Source organism: Priestia abyssalis (assembly GCF_002019595.1).
Taxonomy (GTDB): domain Bacteria; phylum Bacillota; class Bacilli; order Bacillales; family Bacillaceae_H; genus Bacillus_BA; species Bacillus_BA abyssalis.
This window is the reverse complement of record NZ_KV917369.1, coordinates 5,181,324-5,201,640: the sequence shown is the minus strand read 5'-3', so window position 1 is coordinate 5,201,640 and position 20,317 is coordinate 5,181,324. Positions and strand designations below refer to the sequence as shown.

Genomic DNA, 20,317 nt, shown 5'->3' with positions numbered 1-20,317 from the left:
AACTGTAAATGAGTTGTGCAGCCGTGGAGATTGACGTCGCGTTTTTAGGATGCCGCCAATGAACGTCGAAAAATGGCTTTCTCCGCTTTCCTATTGTACGGCTTACTGTTTTGTGATAAATTAAACTTAATGTAGTGTGCGTAGTGGGAGGTGCAGATATATGCATACATTTTTAGTCACGTTATTAGTGATCGTCTGTATCGGGCTAGTTGTTGTGGTATTATTGCAATCGGGTAAAAGTGCGGGTCTTTCCGGTGCCATTTCTGGTGGAGCGGAGCAATTATTCGGGAAGCAAAAAGCGCGAGGAATCGATGCGGTGCTACATCGAATGACCATTGTTTTATCGATTTTATTCTTTGTACTCACAATTGCAGTTTCTTATTTTCAATTATAAGGGCGAGCTGTCAAAGCTGGCCTTTTTTTGTGCCATGAAAAGGGGAGGGGGCTTCGGTTTTTCTTTAATGACCAGTTCTGCAAGAGATATTTTGCAGTAATTCTACTTCTTCCTGCAGAGCCAAAGCGGAATGGTGCAGCTCCAAAACATGGAATGCTATAATGAGTATGAAGTAGAGATTAATCAAACGTTTGTTTAACTTTCAGTACTGAAAAATAAGAAGCCATAAACAGTATACTAAAGAGAAGATGTGTACATACATAAACAGTGATTTAAATAAATGTTTATTTAAATGTTTGTTATGCAAGGTGTATCAAGGGATAGAGGGTTTTAATCAAACGTTTGTTTAGCGAGATAATATTAAAGAAAAGGGGTTAAAACATATGAAAATCGTACAGCCAAAACCTTTTACGTTTGAAGGAGGAGAACGTGCCGTTTTATTACTGCATGGATTCACCGGCAATTCAGCAGATGTAAGAATGCTCGGGCGTTTCTTGGAGACGAAGGGATATACATGCCATGCACCGATTTATAAAGGTCATGGAGTCCCTCCTGAGGAGCTCGTTCATACGGGTCCGGAAGACTGGTGGCAGGATGTTATGAATGCTTATCAATTTTTACGCGACGGCGGCCATGAAAAGATTGCAGTGGCAGGTTTATCGCTTGGAGGCGTATTTTCATTGAAATTAGGTTACACTGTACCTATAAAGGGTATTGTACCGATGTGCGCGCCAATGTATATCAAAAGCGAAGAAGTCATGTATCAAGGAATATTAGAGTATGCAAGAGAATATAAAAAGCGAGAAGGAAAAACAGCCGAACAAATTGAAGAAGAAATGATTACGTTCCAAGAAACACCAATGAAAACGTTAAAAGCTCTTCAAAACTTGATTTCAGATGTTCGCCATTCTATCGATATGATTTATGCGCCTACCTTTGTGGTACAGGCTCGTCATGACCATATGATTAATACGGATAGCGCCAATATTATTTACAATGAAGTAGAATCAACGAATAAACAGATCAAATGGTATGAAGATTCAGGACATGTTATCACTCTTGATAAAGAGCGTGATCAGCTTCATGAGGATGTTTATGAATTTTTAGAGACATTAGATTGGTAAATTAAAAAACTATAAGGAGGGCTATTATGGAACAGGAGATTCAACAGCATATCGATCGGCTGCTGTCGTTTATGAAAGAAGAAAGCTATAAGCCTTTAACTGTTCAGGAACTGGAGCAGGCATTTGGCATCTCGGATTCTTCCTCTTTTAAAGAGTTTGTCAAAGCGCTTGTTGTCATGGAGGATCAGGGGCTTGTTATCCGCACCAGAAGCAATCGATACGGGCTGCCTGAAAAAATGAATTTAGTCCGCGGAAAGCTAACGGGACATGCCAAGGGATTTGCGTTTGTCGTGCCGGATGATTCAACGATGGATGATATTTTTATCCCGCCGACTGAAACAAATAATGCGATGCATGGAGATATTGTCCTTGCCCGTGTATCCGAGCAATCTTCCGGAACCCGCCGAGAAGGAACCATCGTCAAAATTATCGAGCGCGGAGTTCAGGAAATCGTGGGGACGTATTCGGAGAGTAAAAGTTTCGGCTTTGTGATCCCTGATGATAAAAAATTTGCAAGCGATATTTTCATTCCTAAAAATGCTTCTAAGGGAGCGGTGGATGGACATAAGGTCATTGTTCATTTGACGAGCTATCCTGAGGGCCGCATGAGTGCAGAGGGAGAAGTTGTTCAAATTCTGGGCCATAAAAACGACCCGGGAGTAGACATTTTGTCCGTCATACATAAGCATGGCCTTCCAACGGCTTTTCCCGATGACGTGTTGCAGCAAGCCAATGAAACACCTGACACGATTAGTGAAGAAGAGGTGCAAAACCGCCGTGATTTACGCGACCAGGTCATTGTGACGATTGATGGTGCAGACGCAAAAGACCTTGATGATGCCGTAATGGTTCAAAAATTGGAAAATGGAAATTATAAACTGGGTGTGCACATTGCTGATGTGAGCCATTATGTAAAGGAAGGAAGCCCAATCGACGTCGAGGCTCAAGACCGGGGAACGAGTGTTTACTTGGTTGACCGTGTTATTCCGATGATTCCGCATCGTCTTTCCAATGGAATCTGTTCCTTAAACCCGAAAGTGGATCGGTTGACCCTTTCTTGTGAAATGGAAGTAAATGCTGAAGGCCAAGTAGTATCACATGAAATCTTCCAAAGTGTTATCCGGACAACGGAACGAATGACGTATACAGACGTAAATAAAATCTTAACGGATAAAGATGAAGAGCTTCTCCAACGTTATGAACCGCTTATCCCTATGTTTGAGCTGATGGGAGAATTAGCGAGCATCTTGCGCGATAAGCGAATGGACCGCGGTGCCATCGATTTCGATTTTAAAGAAGCGAAGGTACTCGTCGGGGAAGATGGCAAGCCTTACGATGTTATTTTACGCGAGCGTTCGGTTGCAGAACGTCTAATTGAAGAATTCATGTTACTGGCAAATGAAACGGTGGCTGAACATTTCCATTGGATGAATATCCCGTTCATGTACCGTGTCCATGAAGATCCAAAGCCGGAGAAACTGGAGAGGTTCTTAGAGTTTGTCACAAACTTTGGGTATACAGTTAAAGGAACGGGCAATGACATTCATCCGAGAGCCTTACAAGAAATTTTAGAGGCTGTCCAGGGAAATCCGGAAGAAATGGTCATTTCGACTGTGATGCTGCGTTCGATGAAGCAGGCCCGTTACGACAAGGAAAGTCTGGGGCATTTCGGATTATCCACAGAGTTCTATACTCATTTCACATCGCCGATTCGCCGATATCCGGATTTAATTGTTCATCGCTTAATTCGCACGTATCTGGTGGAACAAAAGGTGGATGAAGCGACGAGAGAAAAGTGGAATCAAGTTTTAGGAGATATTGCTGAGCATTCTTCCAATATGGAACGAAGAGCGGTAGAGGCAGAGCGTGAAACGGATGAAATGAAAAAAGCAGAGTTCATGGCCGATAAAATCGGTGAAGAATTTGATGGGATCATCAGCTCCGTTACCAATTTCGGAATTTTCGTCGAGCTTCAAAACACCATTGAGGGCCTCGTTCATGTCAGCGATTTAACGGATGATTATTATCGTTATGATGAACGCCATTATGCAATGATCGGGGAGAGAACCGGCAATATCCTTCGTATTGGAGACGAGATTACGGTACAAGTTGTGGATGTAAATAAGGACGAACGTTCCATTGACTTCGTTGTCGTCGGTATGAAAGGGACAAAGCGCAGGGAGCGAAAAGACCGTCCAACTGTTATTAAAGGCAGTAAAGAGGGACGTGGAGAGAAAAAAGATAGAAAACCATCTTCACGTGAAGGCCAAGGAGCAGGAAAGAAGCCGAAGAAGAAATCCAAGTCTAAGAAGTTTTTTGAAAATGCTCCAAAGGCTAAGCGCAAAAAGAAGCGAAAATAAAGCTCTATGTTTTTCAAATGTCTTGTCCGGCAGGACAAGACATTTGGTTTCTGGCTTCATTATTTGATAAAATATAGAGTGACGTTATGAAGGGGGAAGTTGTATGCCAAAAGGTGAAGGGAAAGTGGTAGCACAAAATAAAAAAGCCTACCATGATTATTTTATTGAAGAAACATATGAAACAGGTATGGTTCTTCAAGGGACGGAAATTAAATCGATTCGTAATGGACGGGCTAACTTAAAAGATTCTTACGCACGTGTCCACAATGGAGAAGTGTTTTTATATAATATGCACGTAAGTCCTTATGAGCAGGGAAACCGCTATAATCATGAACCGCTGCGTACAAGAAAGTTGCTCATGCACAGACGTGAAATCAACAAGCTAATCGGATATACAAAAGAAGAGGGTTATGCGCTTGTTCCGTTGAAGGTTTATTTGAAAAACGGGTTTGCCAAGGTTTTATTAGGGCTTGGTAAGGGTAAAAAGAAATATGATAAACGTGAAGATTTGAAGAAAAAAGAAGCAAAACGCGAAATTGAGCGTGCCTTCCGTGACCGTCAAAAAATATAGCATTTACAGAAACTTACAATTGCATAATTTGATGATTATGATATAATAAGATTGTCGTTAGCCAGTACGACAATGATTGAAACAGTTAACTTCAGCGGAAGACTACTAATATTCCAGCTTCCCTTTCTATAATGGGGACGTTACGGATTCGACAGGGGTAGTTCGAGCTTAGGTTGCGAGTCGAGGGGATCGGCCTCGTTAAAACGTCAAAGCCAATAACTGGCAAACAACAAACAACTTTAGCTGCTGCTTAATTAGCTCAGCTGTTCGCCCCTCCATCGCCCATGTGGTAGGGTAGCGGACTCAAACTTAGTGGGCTACGCCGGAGTTCGCCGTCTGAGGACGAAGGAAGAGAATAACCAGACTAGCTGCTTGGAAGCCTGTCGGTAGGCTGAAGGGTATGCGAAGCGCTAATATATCGACTACACTCGTAGAAGCTTAAGTGCCGATGCTTTTGGACGTGGGTTCGACTCCCACCGTCTCCACCAATACATATTTGGTGGTTTAATACGATTATGACACGGACTTGCCGATTTAGGTAAGTCCGTTTTTATTTGATTTGTTGTAAAGTAAATAACCAATATTTTTAAAAACAGTTAAAAGTCCAGAATGCGGAATGAGTAAGTTTTACTCATTCCGCATTTTTTATTTTTTTGGGTTCCTCTAAATTTAGGCTCTGAGAAGAGGGAATATTTTTGGCTTTAGCTCCCAATCATGCATATTTAATATGTTTATAATGCTTTTTTGCATTTCATCAATGTATAATTGCATTAAAAAATCCCCTTTCTTTTTCTGATTATAATGAGGAATATCTCGTATTTCTGATGCATTTCTGCATTAATCCCCATTATTTTTTCGGAATTTTCTTTATTATAAAAGGTTTTTTGAGATTGGCATGAATCTTGCATTGTAAAAAGGGAGAAGGAGGGGGCAAAAAAGAGAGGGATGCACGTGCGAAAATATATCATAAAAATGATGGAGCATACACCATTTGGCTTGCTGCTGGTCGATGGTCAAGGCAAAATAATGGCAAAAAACAATAAAGCGGAGATACTGTTGCGCATGGATGAATCTGTTTCAAGTCTTACGCAACTATCCAGCTTCATTCAAGAAAATGTCATGAAATGCATAGAAAGTGTGAGTCATCAATTTCGCTTGAATTCGCTCCGTTTTTTTGTAGAGCACTTTCAAGAAGAAAGCAATCGGTATATCCTGTTATCCATTTTAGAAGATGATGGCCATATGGAACTGGAAGCCATTGTGAATGGCTCGTTTGACGAAATTTTTGTTACAGATGGAGAAGGCGTCATTACAAGGTTGAGTGAGCGCTGCAAAGATTTATACGGTGTGCCTGCCGAGCAGCTGATTGGAAAAAAAGCCATGGATTTGGCTGAAGAAGGTATTTTTACACCATCATTGACACCCAAAATTATAAGGGAAAAGAAAACGGTCTCATCTATTCAAATGACGAAAACAGGAAAAAAGCTCTACGTAACTGGAAAACCAATCTTTGATACAAGTGGTGAAATTTATAGAATCATCTTTAACTCGCGGGAATTTTCCGAGATCGAAGCCCTTGAGAATAGATTACAGGAAACGGAGCATTTACTTAATCAATATCGAACAGAGCTTAACCATCTAAAACAGCTGGTATCTGATCAAAAGCAGGTTATTTATGAGTCGAGTGAGATGAAACAAATCTATCAGCTGGCGTCAAAAGTTGCCCAAGTGGATTCAACAGTCCTCATTGTGGGAGAGACAGGAGCAGGAAAAGGCGTAATGGCAAGGTATATGCATCAAGAAAGCCAGCGTTCCAAATATCCTTTCATTCAAATTAACTGTGGTGCCATTCCGGAAAATTTGATTGAATCTGAGCTATTCGGTTATGAAAATGGGGCATTTACCGGAGCGAAAAAAAACGGGAAAAAGGGCGTTTTTGAACTTGCTGAAAACGGCACGCTCTTTCTTGATGAAATTGGTGAATTACCGCTAAATGTCCAAGTGAAGCTTTTGCAGTTTTTGCAAGACCGCACATTTCGCCGTGTAGGAGGAAATGAACTCGTTCAAGTGAACACAAGAGTGATTGCTGCAACCAATAAAGATTTGCTGCAGTCCATAAAAGAAAAGAGATTTCGAGAAGATTTATACTACAGGCTTAATGTAGTACCCCTTACTATTCCGCCTCTAAGGCAAAGAAAAGAAGATATTCCAGCATTAATCAAATCGTTTGCTGAACAATTCAATGCAAAGTATGAAATGACCAAACAGTTTAGTGAAGACGTCATTGCACATTTAACCAATTATGATTGGCCGGGTAATGTGCGGGAGCTGGAAAACCTGATTGAACGCCTTATTATTACATGTGATGAAAATCTAATTATAAAAAGCCATTTGCCAGATTATTTATTGGGAATTGAATCGCCTTTTTCCGGAGGAATCATTGTAAAGGGTATGGTTCCGCTAAAAGAGGCAACGGAAGAAGTGGAAAGGCAGTTAGTGACAATGGTGTATCAAACGTATGGCAATACGTATCGATGCGCAGAGGTGCTGCAAGTCAATCAATCAACAGCCGTAAGAAAAATTAATAAATATATTCAACATAAAAAGCGGAGGGATTAAGATGATGCAATGTAATAAAAAAGCAATTCCAGGGCCTAAATCAGCTGAGCTGCATAAAAAGCGCTTAGAGGAAGTGCCAAGAGGCCCGTACAATATTACGGAAGTATATATAGAGTCAGCCAAAGGGGCTGTGTTACAAGACGTGGATGGTAACGAATATATCGATTTTGCCGGTGGAATTGGCATGCAAAATGTCGGGCATAACCACCCAAAAGTCGTAAAGGCTGTAAAAGATCAAGTGGATAAAGCGATTCATACATGTTTTCATGTTGCTCCTTATGAAAGTTATATTGAATTGGCAGCGCGCTTAAATGAATTAACGCCAGGTGAGTTCAAAAAGAAAACGATGTTTGCAAATAGCGGGGCTGAAGCAGTGGAGAATGCGGTGAAAATCATCCGAAAACACACGGGGCGTCCAGGGGTTATTTCATTTGACCGCGGGTACCATGGAAGAACATTGCTGACCATGTCGTTAACAAGTAAGGTGAGGCCTTATAAACATGGATTCGGACCATTTGCTTCATCTGTTTATCGGCTTCCGTATCCTTATTATTACCGCGCTGAGGATGGAATGAGCGAAGCGCAGGTGGACGATATAATTTTACAGGAGTTTCAGCGTTTCTTTATCGGAGAAGTAGATGCCGGGGAAATTGGTGCCGTTATCTTAGAGCCTGTTCAAGGGGAAGGCGGATTTATTGTTCCTTCCAAAAACTTTGTGCAAGGAGTTAAATCCATTTGTGAAGACAATGGTATTTTATTCATTGCGGATGAAATCCAAACAGGGTTTGGGCGTACTGGAAAGTTATTTGCGATGGAAAACTTTGATGTCGCTCCAGACTTAACAACATTATCCAAATCTTTGGCTGCCGGAATGCCGTTAAGTGCCATTACAGGCCGGGCTGAAGTGATGGATGCATCAGAGGCAGGACAATTAGGAGGAACATTCAGTGGAAGCCCTGTTTCATGTGCTGCCGGTTTAGCTGTTTTGGATGTGTTGGAAGAAGAAAAGCTCGTGGAAAGAGGACGTTTGATTGGTAAGCGCATTCATGACAAGATGAATGAACTAAAAGAAAAGTTTGATCTTATTGGTGACGTTCGCGGCATAGGAGCCATGTGGGCTGTTGAGCTTGTAAAAGATAGACAAACGAAGGAACCGGCAAAAGAAGAGGCCGCACAAATCGTGAAAACTTGCTGGCAAAATGGGCTATTTGCACTTAGTGCTGGTACATATGGCAACGTGCTTCGCTTTTTACCTCCGCTAGTGATTGAAAACAGCGAGTTGGAAGAAGGACTAACGATTTTAGAGAAGGCTATTGAACAGGTAGCTTTAAATAGAGTGCCAGTATAAAAGAATGACCGTAGAAATATAGGGGTGTTGGGATAAGCAGGGCAGAGGATGGGAGAAGATAAAGGGGGAAGAGGATGCAAAATCATAATGGCAAACTTAATCGGGTATTATCGCAGTTTGATATTTTAGCATTATCGTTTGGTGCTATGATTGGATGGGGATGGGTCGTCTTAACGGGGACATGGATTCAATCGGCAGGTACAGCAGGAGCACTGATTGCTTTTGTGATTGGCGGTATTATGGTAACGATGGTTGGCCTCACATATGCAGAGTTAACATCTGCTATGCCAAAAATAGGGGGAGAACATGTTTTTACCCATCGTGCTCTTGGGTCTAAATGGTCATTTGTTGCTTCATGGTCAATTGCTTTAGGTTATATTTCCGTTGTGGCTTTTGAAGCGGTAGCCCTCCCGACGGTCGTAGAATATTTATTTGTAGATTACAAAGTAGGATATTTATGGAATATTGCAGGATGGGATGTTTATTTATCGTGGGCATTATTAGGGAGTGCAGGCGCCGTTGTCATAACGGCCGTTAACTATGTGGGAGTTAAGCCTGCCGCCACTTTTCAATTTATCGCAACAGTAATGATAGCACTTGTGGGTCTGGCATTAATTTTTGGAGGAAGTGTTACCGCTCCGCCTGAAGACCAGCTCCCCGCATTCATCGGCGGGATTGGAGGAGTCATGGCTGTATTGATTATGACGCCATTTATGTTTGTGGGGTTTGATGTGATTCCACAAGCTGCTGAAGAGATTAATTTGCCGTATAAGAAGATAGGAAGTGTTTTAATTCTTTCGGTTGTATTGGCCATTATTTGGTATGTTGGCATGGTTTTCGGTGTCGGCCGCAGCCTTGGTGAATCACAGCTGGCAAACACATCGCTTGCAACAGCTGATGCGATGGGAGCAATTTTTAATAGTTCATTTGCATCTAAGATTCTAATTATTGCGGGAATTTGCGGGATTTTAACGAGCTGGAACTCCTTTCTTATTGGCGGAAGCCGGATATTATATGCAATGGCAGAATCAAAAATGCTGCCTGGGTGGCTTGGAAAGCTTCATCCTAAATATAAAACGCCTGCCAATGCCATATTATTTATTGGATTTTTATCAGCCATCACCCCATTTTTCGGTCGGAAAATGCTCGTTTGGCTGGTTGACGCCGGCGGGCTGAGTATCGTTATTTCCTATTTACTTGTAGCGATTTCGTTTATTGTACTAAGAAAACGTGAACCAAATATGGCGCGCCCATTTCGGGCTGGCAAAAGCCATATTGTTGGTGTAATAGCCGTCGTACTTAGCCTGGGTATGGCAGTTTTGTATTTGCCGGGTATGCCAGCTGCTTTGATATGGCCATATGAATGGCTCATTATTGGGGGCTGGTGGTTAATCGGTATATATTATTTAAGTAAAACACCCCGCCAGGACTTCCATGAATTCCATGAAATTCAAAATAAGCAATACGATGAAGAACGTAAAGAAATGATTTGAATAATAGGGGGGAGAGCGAATAATGAGTGTGAAAACGTTGGAGATGAATATGCTGAACTATATTGATGGTGTTTGGACAGCGTCTCAAACAGGTGAAGTAATAAACAGTATGAACCCTGCAAATCAAAGTGAAATAGTCGGAACCATTCAACGATCAAGTATGGAAGACTTGAATGCAGCCATTGAAGCAGCCAAAAAGGCACTGTCAAAATGGAAGAAGGTATCGCCCGTTAAGAGAGGAGAGTTTCTTCATAAAGCCGCGGATCTTTTTGAAGAAAAAGCTGATGAAATTGCTGAACTAGCTACAAAGGAAATGGGAAAGGCAGTGAAAGAAACAAAAGGTGAGGTACTGCGCGGAGCTGCCATTCTTCGGTATTATGCCCAGGAAGGGATGCGCCAGATGGGAGAAGTACTTCCGTCAGTCAATCCAGACAATATGCTGTATACAAAAAGAGTGCCTGTCGGTGTTGTCGGTGTCATTGCGCCGTGGAATTTCCCAATTGCCATTCCGATATGGAAAATAGCTCCGGCCCTTATATATGGAAATACTATCATATTCAAACCGGCTGCTGAAACGGGTTTAACAGGAGCTAAGATTGCAGAAGTGTTTGAACAAGCAGGGCTGCCAGCGGGTGTATTGAATTTAGTCAATGGAAAAGGATCTGTAATCGGCCAAGGGCTGGTTGATCATAAAGATGTAAACGCCATTACATTTACAGGGTCGAACGAGGTAGGAAAGCAGGTTGCTTCAGGAGCAGTGGTGCGGGGCGCCAAATATCAACTTGAAATGGGTGGGAAAAATCCGGTGATTGTACTTGAAGATGCAGCCCTTGATCATGCCGTTGAACTTACTGTTATGGGAGCAATGAAACAAACAGGCCAAAGATGTACAGCAACGAGCCGTGCGTATGTTCATCGCTTGATTTATGATGAATTCAAAGAAAAGGTGCTTAAGAAGGTACAATCTTTAAAAATAGGAAATGGCTTAAAAGAAGGAACGGATATGGGGCCGCTTGCTTCAAAAGCCCAGATGGATACTGTATTAAAGTACATTGAAAAGGGCAAGGAGGAAGGTGCTGTACTCCTCACCGGCGGAAATATACCGGCGGGGAAGGCATTTACCAGCGGCTTCTATGTTGAGCCAACCGTTTTTGAAAATGTGACAAGGGATATGGTTATTGCTCGCGAAGAAATTTTTGGACCGGTTTTATGTTTAATAAAGGTAGATAGTTTTGAAGAGGCGATTGAACAGGCGAATGATACGATTTATGGTTTAAGTGCGTCATTATTTACGAGCGATTTATCAAAAGCATTAACATTTGTCAATGAGATTGACGCAGGCCTTATTCAGATAAATGGGGAAACAGGTGGAGCAGAACCGCAGGCTCCATTCGGAGGCATGAAAGCGTCCAGCTCAAACTCAAGAGAACAGGGGCAAGCTGCGAAAGAGTTTTTTACGTCTATCAAAACAGTAACCATGACACCTGTATGTAAGTAAGTTTGTAAATGTAAACTCGATTGTTAGTGGGCGTATTCTCGGTATGCTGAAAAAAGCGGGCTCAATAAGGAGAAAGAGGGGACAGGCAATGCCCGCTTATGAAAGGGCTGGCTGTTCTATCCAATGAGTCGAACATCCGCAATGATGCTTTAACAAAGCCAAAATAAAAAAGGAGCGGCCCTTAAGACATTCACAGTGTCTTAAGGGCCGCTTCTTTACATGTCTTGATAAAAAATAGCATGCTATTGCATTCGAACGGTTCCTTGCATAGAATGCTCTTTTACATATCGATTATGCGGATGTTCTTTACATTCCCCGCTGCATGATCTTAGATGCTCATGCTCACACTCTTCGCATAACAACAGGTGTTTGTTGCAATCGGGATTGCCGCATTTGACATAGCGTTCTTCCGGTTTGGCGCAATAGTAGCATTTCCCCACAACCGTTGCTTTTTCCGTGCGATTGACCGGTACTGAAATGCGTTCGTCAAATACGTAGCATTTCCCATCCCATAGTTGTCCTTTTACTTCTTCATCGTATCCGTATGTGATGATTCCGCCGTGCAGCTGTGATACATCTTGGAATCCTTCTTTGACCAGAAAACCTGAAAACTTTTCGCAGCGAATGCCGCCTGTACAGTAAGTTAAAATCTTTTTGTCTTTATAATCGCTCAGGTTATTTTGAATCCACTCAGGCAGCTCCCGGAACGTTTCGATATCAGGGCGTATCGCATTTCTAAAATGGCCCAGATCGTATTCATACGTATTGCGTGCGTCGAGGATGATCACATCATCTTCTTGCATGGCTTCAAAAAACTCTTTCGGAGAAAGATGTTTCCCTGTAATGCGATTAGGGTCAATATCATCTTTTAAACTAAGGTTGACAATTTCAGGCTTTACTTTTACCTTCATTTTTTTAAATGCATGTTCTTCAGCTTGTTCAATCTTGAATACCATGTCTGAAAAACGGGGATCTTCATGCATTGCTTTCATATAGGCTTCCGTTTGTACTTTCGTGCCGGAAACGGTGCCGTTCAACCCTTCATTTGCCACAAGGATTCGTCCTTTTAAACCTAACTCCTCGCATAAAGCCAGGTGCTCTTCTTTAAAAACAGCAGGATCATCTATGTGTACATATTTATAGTAAAGTAAAACTTGATATTCCATTTTCTTCACACCTATTCTTAGAACTTTTTCCTCTCTATCATAACAAAAAATAGTGAAATGGGAAGGATTGTTGCAATAAACTGCCTCGTTGCTAAGAATTACTATTTTGAACATCGTGTTTCATTTTCTGTAAACAAGCGAGGAACGGGTTTTATGCTTTACCGTCCGATTTTTGAGCGCCATCCATAAATGTACAATAGCATGCAAAGTGAAAAAACTATTTTAATAAAGTTTAATGGGGGTGCGTAGGATCTCTTGAATAAACTAAATATATAGAAAATATTGAAAATCATGAAATTTTTAAATTAGAAATTTATTACTGTGAAAAAATATAATGATTGTGATAACATAATAATTACGGGTAAAAAATAAATGCTTTTAAATATAAAGGGTTAAAGAAGGGGATGTATAGATGAAAAGGATTGGACTTGCCTGGCAAATTCTAATTGGTTTAGTGGCAGGTATTACTGTCGGTGCTCTATTTTACGGAGATCCAAGGGTGGCGGAGTTTTTACAGCCAATTGGTGATATCTTTATCCGTTTAATTAAAATGATTGTCATACCGATTGTCGTTGCCAGCTTAATTGTTGGTGTAGCCGGTGTAGGCGATATGAAAAAGCTTGGTAAGCTTGGCGGTAAAACCATTTTATATTTTGAAATTATTACGACCGTTGCCATTGTTGTAGGATTATTGGCGGCTAATATTTTTCAGCCGGGAAGCGGCATCGATATGTCGTCTTTAGATAAGACGGATATCGGAAGCTATGTAGAAACAACTGAGGAAACGAAAAGCCACGGCTTTGCCGACACTTTTGTGAATATCGTTCCGCCTAATATCATTGCGGCGATGGTAGAAGGGAACATGCTGGCGATTATTTTCTTCTCTGTTTTATTTGGACTGGGAGTAGCAGCCATTGGAGAAAAAGGAAAGCCTGTCCTGAAGTTCTTTGAAGGTACGGCAGAGGCGATGTTCTATGTGACAAACCAGGTCATGAAATTTGCGCCGTTCGGGGTATTTGCTCTTATCGGGGTGACCGTCTCCAAATTTGGCGTACAGTCGCTTATTCCATTAAGTAAGTTAATGATTCTGGTGTATGCGACGATGGCGTTCTTTGTATTATTCGTTTTAGGCCTTGTTGCAAGATGGGCTGGTATTAATATTATCCACTTTATTAAGTTATTGAAAGACGAATTGATTCTTGCTTATTCAACGGCAAGCTCTGAAACAGTTTTGCCTCGTATCATGACGAAGATGGAAAAGTTGGGATGTCCGAAAGGGATTGCTTCTTTCGTTATTCCGACAGGTTATTCCTTCAACTTGGATGGATCGACTTTGTACCAGGCATTGGCAGCGGTCTTTATCGCCCAAATGTATGGTATTGATTTATCAATCGCTGATCAAATCTCGTTAGTTCTTGTATTGATGGTAACGTCTAAAGGGATTGCAGGGGTTCCGGGAGTATCGTTTGTTGTATTGTTAGCGACACTTGGTACGGTTGGAATTCCGGTAGAAGGATTGGCATTTATCGCAGGTATCGATCGTCTGCTCGATATGGCGAGAACGGCCGTAAACGTAGTAGGAAACTCGTTGGCAGCTGTTGTCATTTCGAAATGGGAAGGTCAGTTTAACGAAGCGGATAAAGAAGCTTATATGAATGAAGTATTAAATAAAGTATCCTAAAAAAACTTGCCCCTCTTTTAGAGGGGCAAGTTTTTTTAGGGTGCCAAGAAATGTAGCTGATTCTTTGACAATTGATAATATAGAGTATGGCAGGCAATTCCACAAAATATAATGGCTAGTATTCATATTAGGTATTGTTTAATTAAAAAGTCTGAAAAAATGACGGTCGAATTTCTGTATCAGCTCTGTTCTGTTGTTTGCAAATTATCATACGTTCCGTTGTGTAAAGTAGTGTTTTCTTGAACTTCTTGGTTTTTTACACAAATATAAATATTTTCAGTGAAAAACCCCACGGATTTTCTGTGAAATCCGTGGGGTTTTTTCCTTCTTATTTAATCATAATTTTTTCAAGTTCATCTAACATTTGATTAGCTGCAATAACGCCGCCGGCAGTATTCCAAACTGCGTCGCTAACCTCATGGGCATTTCCATTCTTAACAGCATTCAAATTTTTCCAAAGAGGATCGCTCGTCCATTCTTTTGCTGTATTCAAAGCTTCTTGATCACCTTCTGGAGCATATGTGAAGTAGAAAAGAATATCTCCATCCATTTTAGGAATCACTTCTTTTCCTACCTCTACAGCGAGGTTGCCAAGCTTATTATCAGCAGTGAAAAGCTCTTTTTGTTGTTCAGCACGTTTAAATCCTAGCTGATCAAAAATAACTCCAGAAAAGGAATCCGTATAATAAATACGAGAAGTTCCAGCCATGAAACGAACAACAGACACTTCTTGATTAACTTTATCACCTAGTTTTTGTTTTACATCTTCTACATGAGCATCAAACTGGCTTAATACTTCGTTTCCTTTTTCTTCACGGTTTAAAGCTTTTGCATATAACTTAAAGTTTTCTTTCCAGTCACCTCTTAGTGTGTCTGAAAAAACAGTCGGAGCAATTGCACTTAATTTATCGTACACAGCTTCTTGACGTAATTTGTTTCCGATAATTAAATCAGGCTTTAACGCTGCAATTTTTTCTAACGTGACTTCATGTTCAACCCCTACAACTTCGACGCCTTCCATGTCACTTTCAATATGGTCATACCATGGATTACCCAGCCAAGATTGTACGGCACCAACAGGTTTTACTCCCATTGCTAAAAGTGCTTCTGTTCCTTCATTGGTTAAAACGACAACGCGTTCTGGTGTTCCTTCAATTTCTGTTGTTCCCATTGCGTGTTCAACCGTATAAGGTTTACTTTCACTTGTTTTGGGTTCGCTTGCTGCTTTGTCTTCTTCAGTAGCTTGCTTTTCCGTATTGCCGCAGCCAGCAAGTGCAAAAAGTGCAACAAGCATCAAAGCTGCCAGCAACGAAGAGAAGCGGTTTTGCTTCAAGTATGTAAGCATGTAATATCCCTCCGCTTTTGAAAATGATTTTCATTTACAACTAGATAGTATTCGAAATTTGAAAGCGTGTCAACAGAAAAGTGAAAATGATTCTCAAAGTCATTGACAGTCTTTTTTCCATCTCCTAAACTTAAAGTAGAAATAGGAATGTTAGAGGAGAAGAAATAGATGCTGCTAAGAAATACTGGAGGAAAAGTGCTGGGACTTGTACTGGGTTTATTAGTGCTGTGTATATTTATTATTTTAAGTATTGTACTGGGCTATACGGATACGAGCTTTCAAACAGCGATCCAAGCCTTTCAACAGTTTGATGGATCAAACGAACATATCATTATACAGGATGTTCGCCTTCCGAGAGCGCTAATCGGAATGGCTGTAGGAAGCAGCCTTGCGATAGCTGGAGCGTTACTACAAGCTTTAACGAAAAACCCGCTTGCTTCTCCAGATATTCTTGGACTGAATGCAGGCGCCAGTTTTTTCATTGTTACAGCTCTCATGCTTTTTTCAGTTAGCTCGTTACAGGGGTTTACATGGCTTGCCTTTGCGGGAGCAGCTGTTGCCTCATTTATTGTTTATTTTTTAGGCTCGTTTGGACGAGAAGGATTGACGCCTATGAAATTAACACTTGCCGGTGCGGCGATAGCCGCTCTTTTTTCATCTTTAACTCAAGGGCTTTTAGTTATGGATGAAGCGGCCCTTGAACAAGTGCTATTTTGGATGGCAGGGTCTGTACAAGGGCGAAAGCTGGAAATTTTGTCTTCGGTCTTGCCTTACCTTCTAATCGGTACTGTAATGGCATTTTTAATATCCAATAAAATTAATATTTTAACGATGGGGGAAGATGTAGCAAAAGGATTGGGCCAACGTACGGGAACGATAAAATTAATAATTGGAACTGCAGTCATTTTACTTGCAGGAGGGTCTGTAGCAGTGGCCGGCCCGATTGGGTTTCTTGGAATTGTCGTTCCGCATGTTGTTCGATGGCTTGTTGGAAATGATTATCGTTGGATTCTCCCATACTGTGGAGTCGCTGGAGGAATCTTGCTTTTATTGGCGGACATTGGCGCTCGTTACGTGATTATGCCGCAAGAAGTGCCTGTTGGAGTAATGACGGCTATTATAGGTACACCGTTCTTTATCTATATTGCACGTAAAGGAGGCCAAGCATCATGAGGAAATATACTTCTTTCAGGGCCGCCAAAGGGACTATTTCGTTTTTGCTTGATCGAAAAGCGATGTTGATAAATGGCACTTTCCTGCTATGTCTTCTGCTTGTTTTTCTTATTAGTGCGGGAATGGGCGAACAATTTATTCAACCATGGGATGTACTGAACATATTATTTGGACATGGTTCTGACTTTGAACAGCTAATTGTTCATTCTTTTCGAATGCCGCGCATTCTTATAGCTATCTTAGTAGGAATGAGCCTGGCAGTGGCTGGAACCATTTTACAAGCAATTGTCCGAAATCCGTTAGCTTCCCCGGATATTATTGGAATTACAGGAGGAGCATCAGTAGCGGTCGTACTATTTTTGGCAATATTTAGTGATAAAAATAACTCTTTAACCGTAAGCATTCATTGGATGCCGTTAAGTGCTTTTATTGGTGCTACTATCGTAGGGCTGCTTCTCTATATGCTTGCATGGAAGAATGGGGTATCTCCGATTCGTCTCGTGCTGATTGGAATTGGTCTATGGGCTTTAACAAAGGCATTAACGGACTTGTTTATGATTTTAGGTCCTATCTATCGTGCCAGTCAGGCAAATATTTGGATTACAGGTTCTGTATACGGGGCAAGTTGGGAGAACGTTCAGATTTTATCACCTATTACCATTACTTTGTTTGTGATAACAATTGTGATGATAAGAAATGTTAATATTCAAGAACTTGGGGAAGAGATTGCGATAGGAGTGGGAACGAGTATACAAAAACAGCGTTTCGGTTTATTACTTCTCAGTACAGCTTTCATCGGAAGTGCCGTAGCTTTTGCTGGGGGAATCGGCTTTGTCGGGTTAATGGCTCCTCATATTGCAAGAAAGCTCGTTGGCTCTTCATTCGGTGCTTTGCTGCCCTTATCAGCATTTATTGGAGCCATATTGGTGTTAACAGCCGATGCCATCGGCCGGACATTATTCCTGCCTATTGAAGTACCGGCGGGAGTGTTTACGGCTGCTATCGGTGCACCTTATTTTATTTATCTTTTATATAAGCAGCGAAACGCTTAAAAAAGGAGCGATCACTAAATGCATGCATTAGAAACAAAGTCACTGACATTGTCCTACGGAGATACAGTTATTATAGATGAATTGAATTTAACAGTTCCAAAAGGGGAAATTACTGTTTTTATCGGGAGCAATGGCTGCGGCAAATCTACGCTGCTGCGTTCGTTGGCACGTCTATTAAAACCGCATTCAGGATCTATCTTGATTGAGGGGGAGATGGTGTCTAAGCTTCCCACAAAGGAGATTGCCAAACAATTGGCCATTTTGCCTCAAGGACCTGTTGCCCCAGAAGGGTTGACCGTTTTGCAGTTAGTGAAACAAGGGCGCTATCCTTATCAAAAATGGTACCGCCAATGGTCTGAAGAAGATGAGCGGATTGTAAAACATGCACTTCAAGCAACAGGAATGGAACAGCTGGCTGACCGTTTGGTGGACTCTTTATCGGGAGGTCAAAGGCAGCGAGCTTGGATTGCCATGACATTGGCACAGGATACGGATATTATTTTATTGGATGAGCCAACCACTTATTTGGATATGACTCATCAAATTGAAATTCTGGATTTGTTATTTGAATTAAATGAAAAAGAGCAGCGTACGATTGTAATGGTCCTCCACGATTTGAACTTGGCATGTCGTTACGCCCATCATTTAGTAGCCATTAAAGATAAAACTGTTTATGCGCAGGGAAAACCTGAACAAGTCATCAGCCGAGAACTTGTGAAGGATGTGTTTAATATGAATTGTGAAGTAACCGTTGATCCAATCTTTGGAACACCTTTATGTATTCCTCACGGGCGAGGAAGATATGTTGGACGTAAGGCGGGGAAAAATCATGAAGCAATTTAGTGAGGCGGAATTAAAGCTTTTGAAAGAGAATTATCGTCTTACCATTGCTTCAAATCCGTCACCGCTATCCATTAAAGTTATTGATCTGACGGATGAAGTCCAGTTGAGTGATTTCTTACTAAAAGTGCGAGAGAAGATAGAAGCTGCCAATCTTATGGTGGCTGCTTCTATCTTTGTTAAAAGATACAGTTTTGCCGTTTTATCAGCTCTTTACTCAATGAGCGTTTGGAATAAGCGCCCTAATTTTTCTCTGGAAAATGTTTCAGTGGAAACATCCGATGAGGAGGATGCGCGTTGGCTTCCTTCTTTTAAGCTCCATGATCTATCCGTAGAAGAGGTATCTGATGGCGGTCGGTTAATGTGGCGTGACAGTATCCTTCAGCACATTTTCAGCGATCATGTGAATGTGTTGTTCACCCATATTATCAAGGTTTGTAAACTGACGAAGTTGATTATGTGGGAAAATCTTTATGTGTATATTTGCTGGATGTATGAAAAGCTATTAAATGATGCCTCGCTTTCCCATATCCATCATCAAATCCAGGAAGATTTTCAATATATTCTAAAAGCCGCACCAGGTCATTTGTTCGGCTCCTATCATCGGAATCCATTCTTGAGATATGATAAAGCGAATTCTAAGAATAAGGCAGAAGATCAGGATATTCGGGTCCGTCAAACATGCTGTTTTGCTTATTTAACGGCCATGAAGGGACAGCATTGTAAAATATGTCCTGTAAGCTGCAGGCGACGTCAGACAGGGGAGCAGTAAGAAAGGGGACATTGTACAATGGAAGAGAAGTTTCAAGCCCAAGTAGACGGATTAGTAGAAAAATATACAGAATTATTATTAGGAGAAACCTCAGAAGATCTAGTCGAAAAGGTCAAGGTTTGGGCCTTGTATACCCATATTGCCAAATCAATGCCGGGGCTTGCCAAGCATTGGAATGAAACATATCCGGAAGCAAAGGTGGAGATGATGAAAGTAATTGGGGACATTAAAACATTAAATGAACAGCATCGCGCTCGGAAATCAGAAAAATGAAGACAATTGAAAGATTCATTTATTTGCACTGGAAAACAGTTAAATAAAGAGGTGTTCCAAAACTACCCTGTTTCGTGGATTTGGAACACCTCTTTTTGTTTTGCGGAGGCCATATCTCTCAGATTAAACAGTCGCCTCCGCTTTTCTTATTGTCTAGCTGCGGCTCCTAATCTTTCAGCCGTTTCACTTTTGCCCATGAAACCAAAAAGCGGTTTCCCGATCAGAAGTTCCAACGTCTCTCAAGATTAAACAATTGCCTTCGCTTTTCTTAATAATTAGTGAACGGGAAACTGGGATTTGTAACCTGAAAATTGTTGATAGGATTGCTGTAATTTTTGCTGCTCTGCCGCTTCGATGCCATACCAGCCCTTTTTGAACATTAAGTTATAAAGCTCACGTTGGGTATTCTGCGTTTCGGTGAAAATGGCCAAGATGTCTTGGTAAAGGGCGTCATGGCTACATTCGTTGAGCGCTGTACAATAGGAAGCCGTCATATATTTTTCGGTGGCCAACATTTCATTGGTAAAATCACGGTCATTCATTTCTGGTGTTTTGGGAACTTGCGTTTCAGGGTTTTGAATTTTATTTTGGTTCATGGTTTTCACTCC

General features: G+C 41.3%; 17 protein-coding genes and 1 other RNA gene. 15 read left to right on the top strand and 3 right to left on the bottom strand.

Features of this window, described 5'->3' with window-relative positions; genetic code table 11:
* Positions 1–160 precede the first annotated feature (160 nt).
* The 9 genes from secG (at position 161) to gucD (ending at position 11,407) form a co-directional block, all read left to right on the top strand.
* Entirely contained in the window at positions 161–394 is a 234-nt protein-coding gene (gene secG, locus BK575_RS25005) for a preprotein translocase subunit SecG (RefSeq protein WP_078414236.1), read from the top strand.
* Positions 395–777: 383 nt separating this feature from the next.
* The gene (locus tag BK575_RS25000; RefSeq protein WP_078414235.1) at positions 778–1,518 is read left to right on the top strand and encodes an alpha/beta hydrolase; all 741 of its coding nucleotides are present in this window, start codon (positions 778–780) and stop codon (positions 1,516–1,518) included.
* Positions 1,519–1,544: 26 nt separating this feature from the next.
* Positions 1,545–3,878: a ribonuclease R gene (gene rnr / locus BK575_RS24995; RefSeq protein ID WP_078414234.1), complete on the top strand. Its 2,334-nt coding sequence runs from the start codon at positions 1,545–1,547 to the stop codon at positions 3,876–3,878.
* Between the two features lie 103 nt (positions 3,879–3,981).
* Positions 3,982–4,449 carry an SsrA-binding protein SmpB gene (smpB, locus tag BK575_RS24990; protein WP_078414233.1) on the top strand — a complete coding sequence of 156 codons (468 nt, stop codon included), beginning with the start codon at positions 3,982–3,984 and terminating at the stop codon, positions 4,447–4,449.
* Between the two features lie 133 nt (positions 4,450–4,582).
* Positions 4,583–4,937, top strand: a transfer-messenger RNA (tmRNA) gene (gene ssrA / locus BK575_RS24985).
* 463 nt (positions 4,938–5,400) lie between these two features.
* The gene (locus tag BK575_RS24980) at positions 5,401–7,068 is read left to right on the top strand and encodes a sigma-54 interaction domain-containing protein (RefSeq protein WP_204524884.1); all 1,668 of its coding nucleotides are present in this window, start codon (positions 5,401–5,403) and stop codon (positions 7,066–7,068) included.
* Positions 7,069–7,072: 4 nt separating this feature from the next.
* Positions 7,073–8,416, top strand: a complete 1,344-nt coding sequence (gene gabT, locus BK575_RS24975) for a 4-aminobutyrate--2-oxoglutarate transaminase (RefSeq protein ID WP_078414954.1) — start codon at positions 7,073–7,075, stop codon at positions 8,414–8,416.
* A 74-nt stretch (positions 8,417–8,490) separates the two neighbouring features.
* Positions 8,491–9,909, top strand: coding sequence for an APC family permease (locus BK575_RS24970; RefSeq protein ID WP_078414232.1), 1,419 nt, complete (start codon positions 8,491–8,493; stop codon positions 9,907–9,909).
* A gap of 22 nt (positions 9,910–9,931) precedes the next feature.
* Positions 9,932–11,407 (top strand): alpha-ketoglutaric semialdehyde dehydrogenase GucD, encoded by a 1,476-nt coding sequence (gene gucD, locus BK575_RS24965; protein WP_078414231.1) that lies wholly within the window; start codon positions 9,932–9,934, stop codon positions 11,405–11,407.
* A 242-nt stretch (positions 11,408–11,649) separates the two neighbouring features.
* Here the strand turns inward: gucD and trhO are convergent, their stop codons facing one another.
* Complete coding sequence (gene trhO / locus BK575_RS24960) at positions 11,650–12,573, bottom strand: oxygen-dependent tRNA uridine(34) hydroxylase TrhO (RefSeq protein WP_078414230.1); 924 nt, start codon at positions 12,571–12,573, stop codon at positions 11,650–11,652.
* A gap of 412 nt (positions 12,574–12,985) precedes the next feature.
* Here trhO and BK575_RS24955 point away from each other — a divergent pair, with 412 nt between their 5' ends.
* Complete coding sequence (locus BK575_RS24955) at positions 12,986–14,254, top strand: cation:dicarboxylate symporter family transporter (protein ID WP_078414229.1); 1,269 nt, start codon at positions 12,986–12,988, stop codon at positions 14,252–14,254.
* A gap of 328 nt (positions 14,255–14,582) precedes the next feature.
* Here the strand turns inward: BK575_RS24955 and BK575_RS24950 are convergent, their stop codons facing one another.
* Positions 14,583–15,599: an ABC transporter substrate-binding protein gene (locus BK575_RS24950; RefSeq protein ID WP_078414228.1), complete on the bottom strand. Its 1,017-nt coding sequence runs from the start codon at positions 15,597–15,599 to the stop codon at positions 14,583–14,585.
* A 168-nt stretch (positions 15,600–15,767) separates the two neighbouring features.
* Between BK575_RS24950 and BK575_RS24945 the strand changes: the two genes are divergently transcribed.
* Genes BK575_RS24945 through BK575_RS24930 form a run of 5 tightly spaced genes read left to right on the top strand, consistent with a single transcriptional unit; the run spans position 15,768 to position 19,709 of the window.
* Complete coding sequence (locus tag BK575_RS24945) at positions 15,768–16,772, top strand: FecCD family ABC transporter permease (protein WP_078414227.1); 1,005 nt, start codon at positions 15,768–15,770, stop codon at positions 16,770–16,772.
* Positions 16,769–17,824, top strand: coding sequence for a FecCD family ABC transporter permease (locus tag BK575_RS28215; RefSeq protein ID WP_139368104.1), 1,056 nt, complete (start codon positions 16,769–16,771; stop codon positions 17,822–17,824). Before BK575_RS24945 ends, BK575_RS28215 begins: the two co-directional genes overlap by 4 nt.
* Positions 17,825–17,842: 18 nt before the next feature.
* A complete protein-coding gene (locus BK575_RS28210) occupies positions 17,843–18,667 on the top strand; it encodes an ABC transporter ATP-binding protein (protein ID WP_139368103.1) in 825 nt (274 codons plus the stop codon).
* Positions 18,654–19,436, top strand: a complete 783-nt coding sequence (locus BK575_RS24935; protein WP_078414226.1) for an IucA/IucC family C-terminal-domain containing protein — start codon at positions 18,654–18,656, stop codon at positions 19,434–19,436. Before BK575_RS28210 ends, BK575_RS24935 begins: the two co-directional genes overlap by 14 nt.
* 18 nt (positions 19,437–19,454) lie before the next feature.
* Positions 19,455–19,709 (top strand): YusU family protein, encoded by a 255-nt coding sequence (locus tag BK575_RS24930; protein ID WP_078414225.1) that lies wholly within the window; start codon positions 19,455–19,457, stop codon positions 19,707–19,709.
* Between the two features lie 275 nt (positions 19,710–19,984).
* On the opposite strand, the gene BK575_RS24925 is transcribed toward BK575_RS24930, so the two are convergent.
* Entirely contained in the window at positions 19,985–20,305 is a 321-nt protein-coding gene (locus BK575_RS24925; protein ID WP_078414224.1) for a spore coat protein, read from the bottom strand.
* Between the last annotated feature and the right edge of the window lie 12 nt (positions 20,306–20,317).

Bases quoted from the DNA above. Each gene is read 5' to 3' on its own strand.
- secG (WP_078414236.1), top strand. From the start codon at position 161: ATGCATACATTTTTAGTCACGTTATTAGTGATCGTCTGTATCGGGCTA.
- BK575_RS25000 (WP_078414235.1), top strand. From the start codon at position 778: ATGAAAATCGTACAGCCAAAACCTTTTACGTTTGAAGGAGGAGAACGT.
- rnr (WP_078414234.1), top strand. From the start codon at position 1,545: ATGGAACAGGAGATTCAACAGCATATCGATCGGCTGCTGTCGTTTATG.
- smpB (WP_078414233.1), top strand. From the start codon at position 3,982: ATGCCAAAAGGTGAAGGGAAAGTGGTAGCACAAAATAAAAAAGCCTAC.
- gabT (WP_078414954.1), top strand. From the start codon at position 7,073: ATGCAATGTAATAAAAAAGCAATTCCAGGGCCTAAATCAGCTGAGCTG.
- BK575_RS24970 (WP_078414232.1), top strand. From the start codon at position 8,491: ATGCAAAATCATAATGGCAAACTTAATCGGGTATTATCGCAGTTTGAT.
- gucD (WP_078414231.1), top strand. From the start codon at position 9,932: ATGAGTGTGAAAACGTTGGAGATGAATATGCTGAACTATATTGATGGT.
- trhO (WP_078414230.1), bottom strand. From the start codon at position 12,573: ATGGAATATCAAGTTTTACTTTACTATAAATATGTACACATAGATGAT.
- BK575_RS24955 (WP_078414229.1), top strand. From the start codon at position 12,986: ATGAAAAGGATTGGACTTGCCTGGCAAATTCTAATTGGTTTAGTGGCA.
- BK575_RS24950 (WP_078414228.1), bottom strand. From the start codon at position 15,599: ATGCTTACATACTTGAAGCAAAACCGCTTCTCTTCGTTGCTGGCAGCT.
- BK575_RS24945 (WP_078414227.1), top strand. From the start codon at position 15,768: ATGCTGCTAAGAAATACTGGAGGAAAAGTGCTGGGACTTGTACTGGGT.
- BK575_RS28215 (WP_139368104.1), top strand. From the start codon at position 16,769: ATGAGGAAATATACTTCTTTCAGGGCCGCCAAAGGGACTATTTCGTTT.
- BK575_RS28210 (WP_139368103.1), top strand. From the start codon at position 17,843: ATGCATGCATTAGAAACAAAGTCACTGACATTGTCCTACGGAGATACA.
- BK575_RS24935 (WP_078414226.1), top strand. From the start codon at position 18,654: ATGAAGCAATTTAGTGAGGCGGAATTAAAGCTTTTGAAAGAGAATTAT.
- BK575_RS24930 (WP_078414225.1), top strand. From the start codon at position 19,455: ATGGAAGAGAAGTTTCAAGCCCAAGTAGACGGATTAGTAGAAAAATAT.
- BK575_RS24925 (WP_078414224.1), bottom strand. From the start codon at position 20,305: ATGAACCAAAATAAAATTCAAAACCCTGAAACGCAAGTTCCCAAAACA.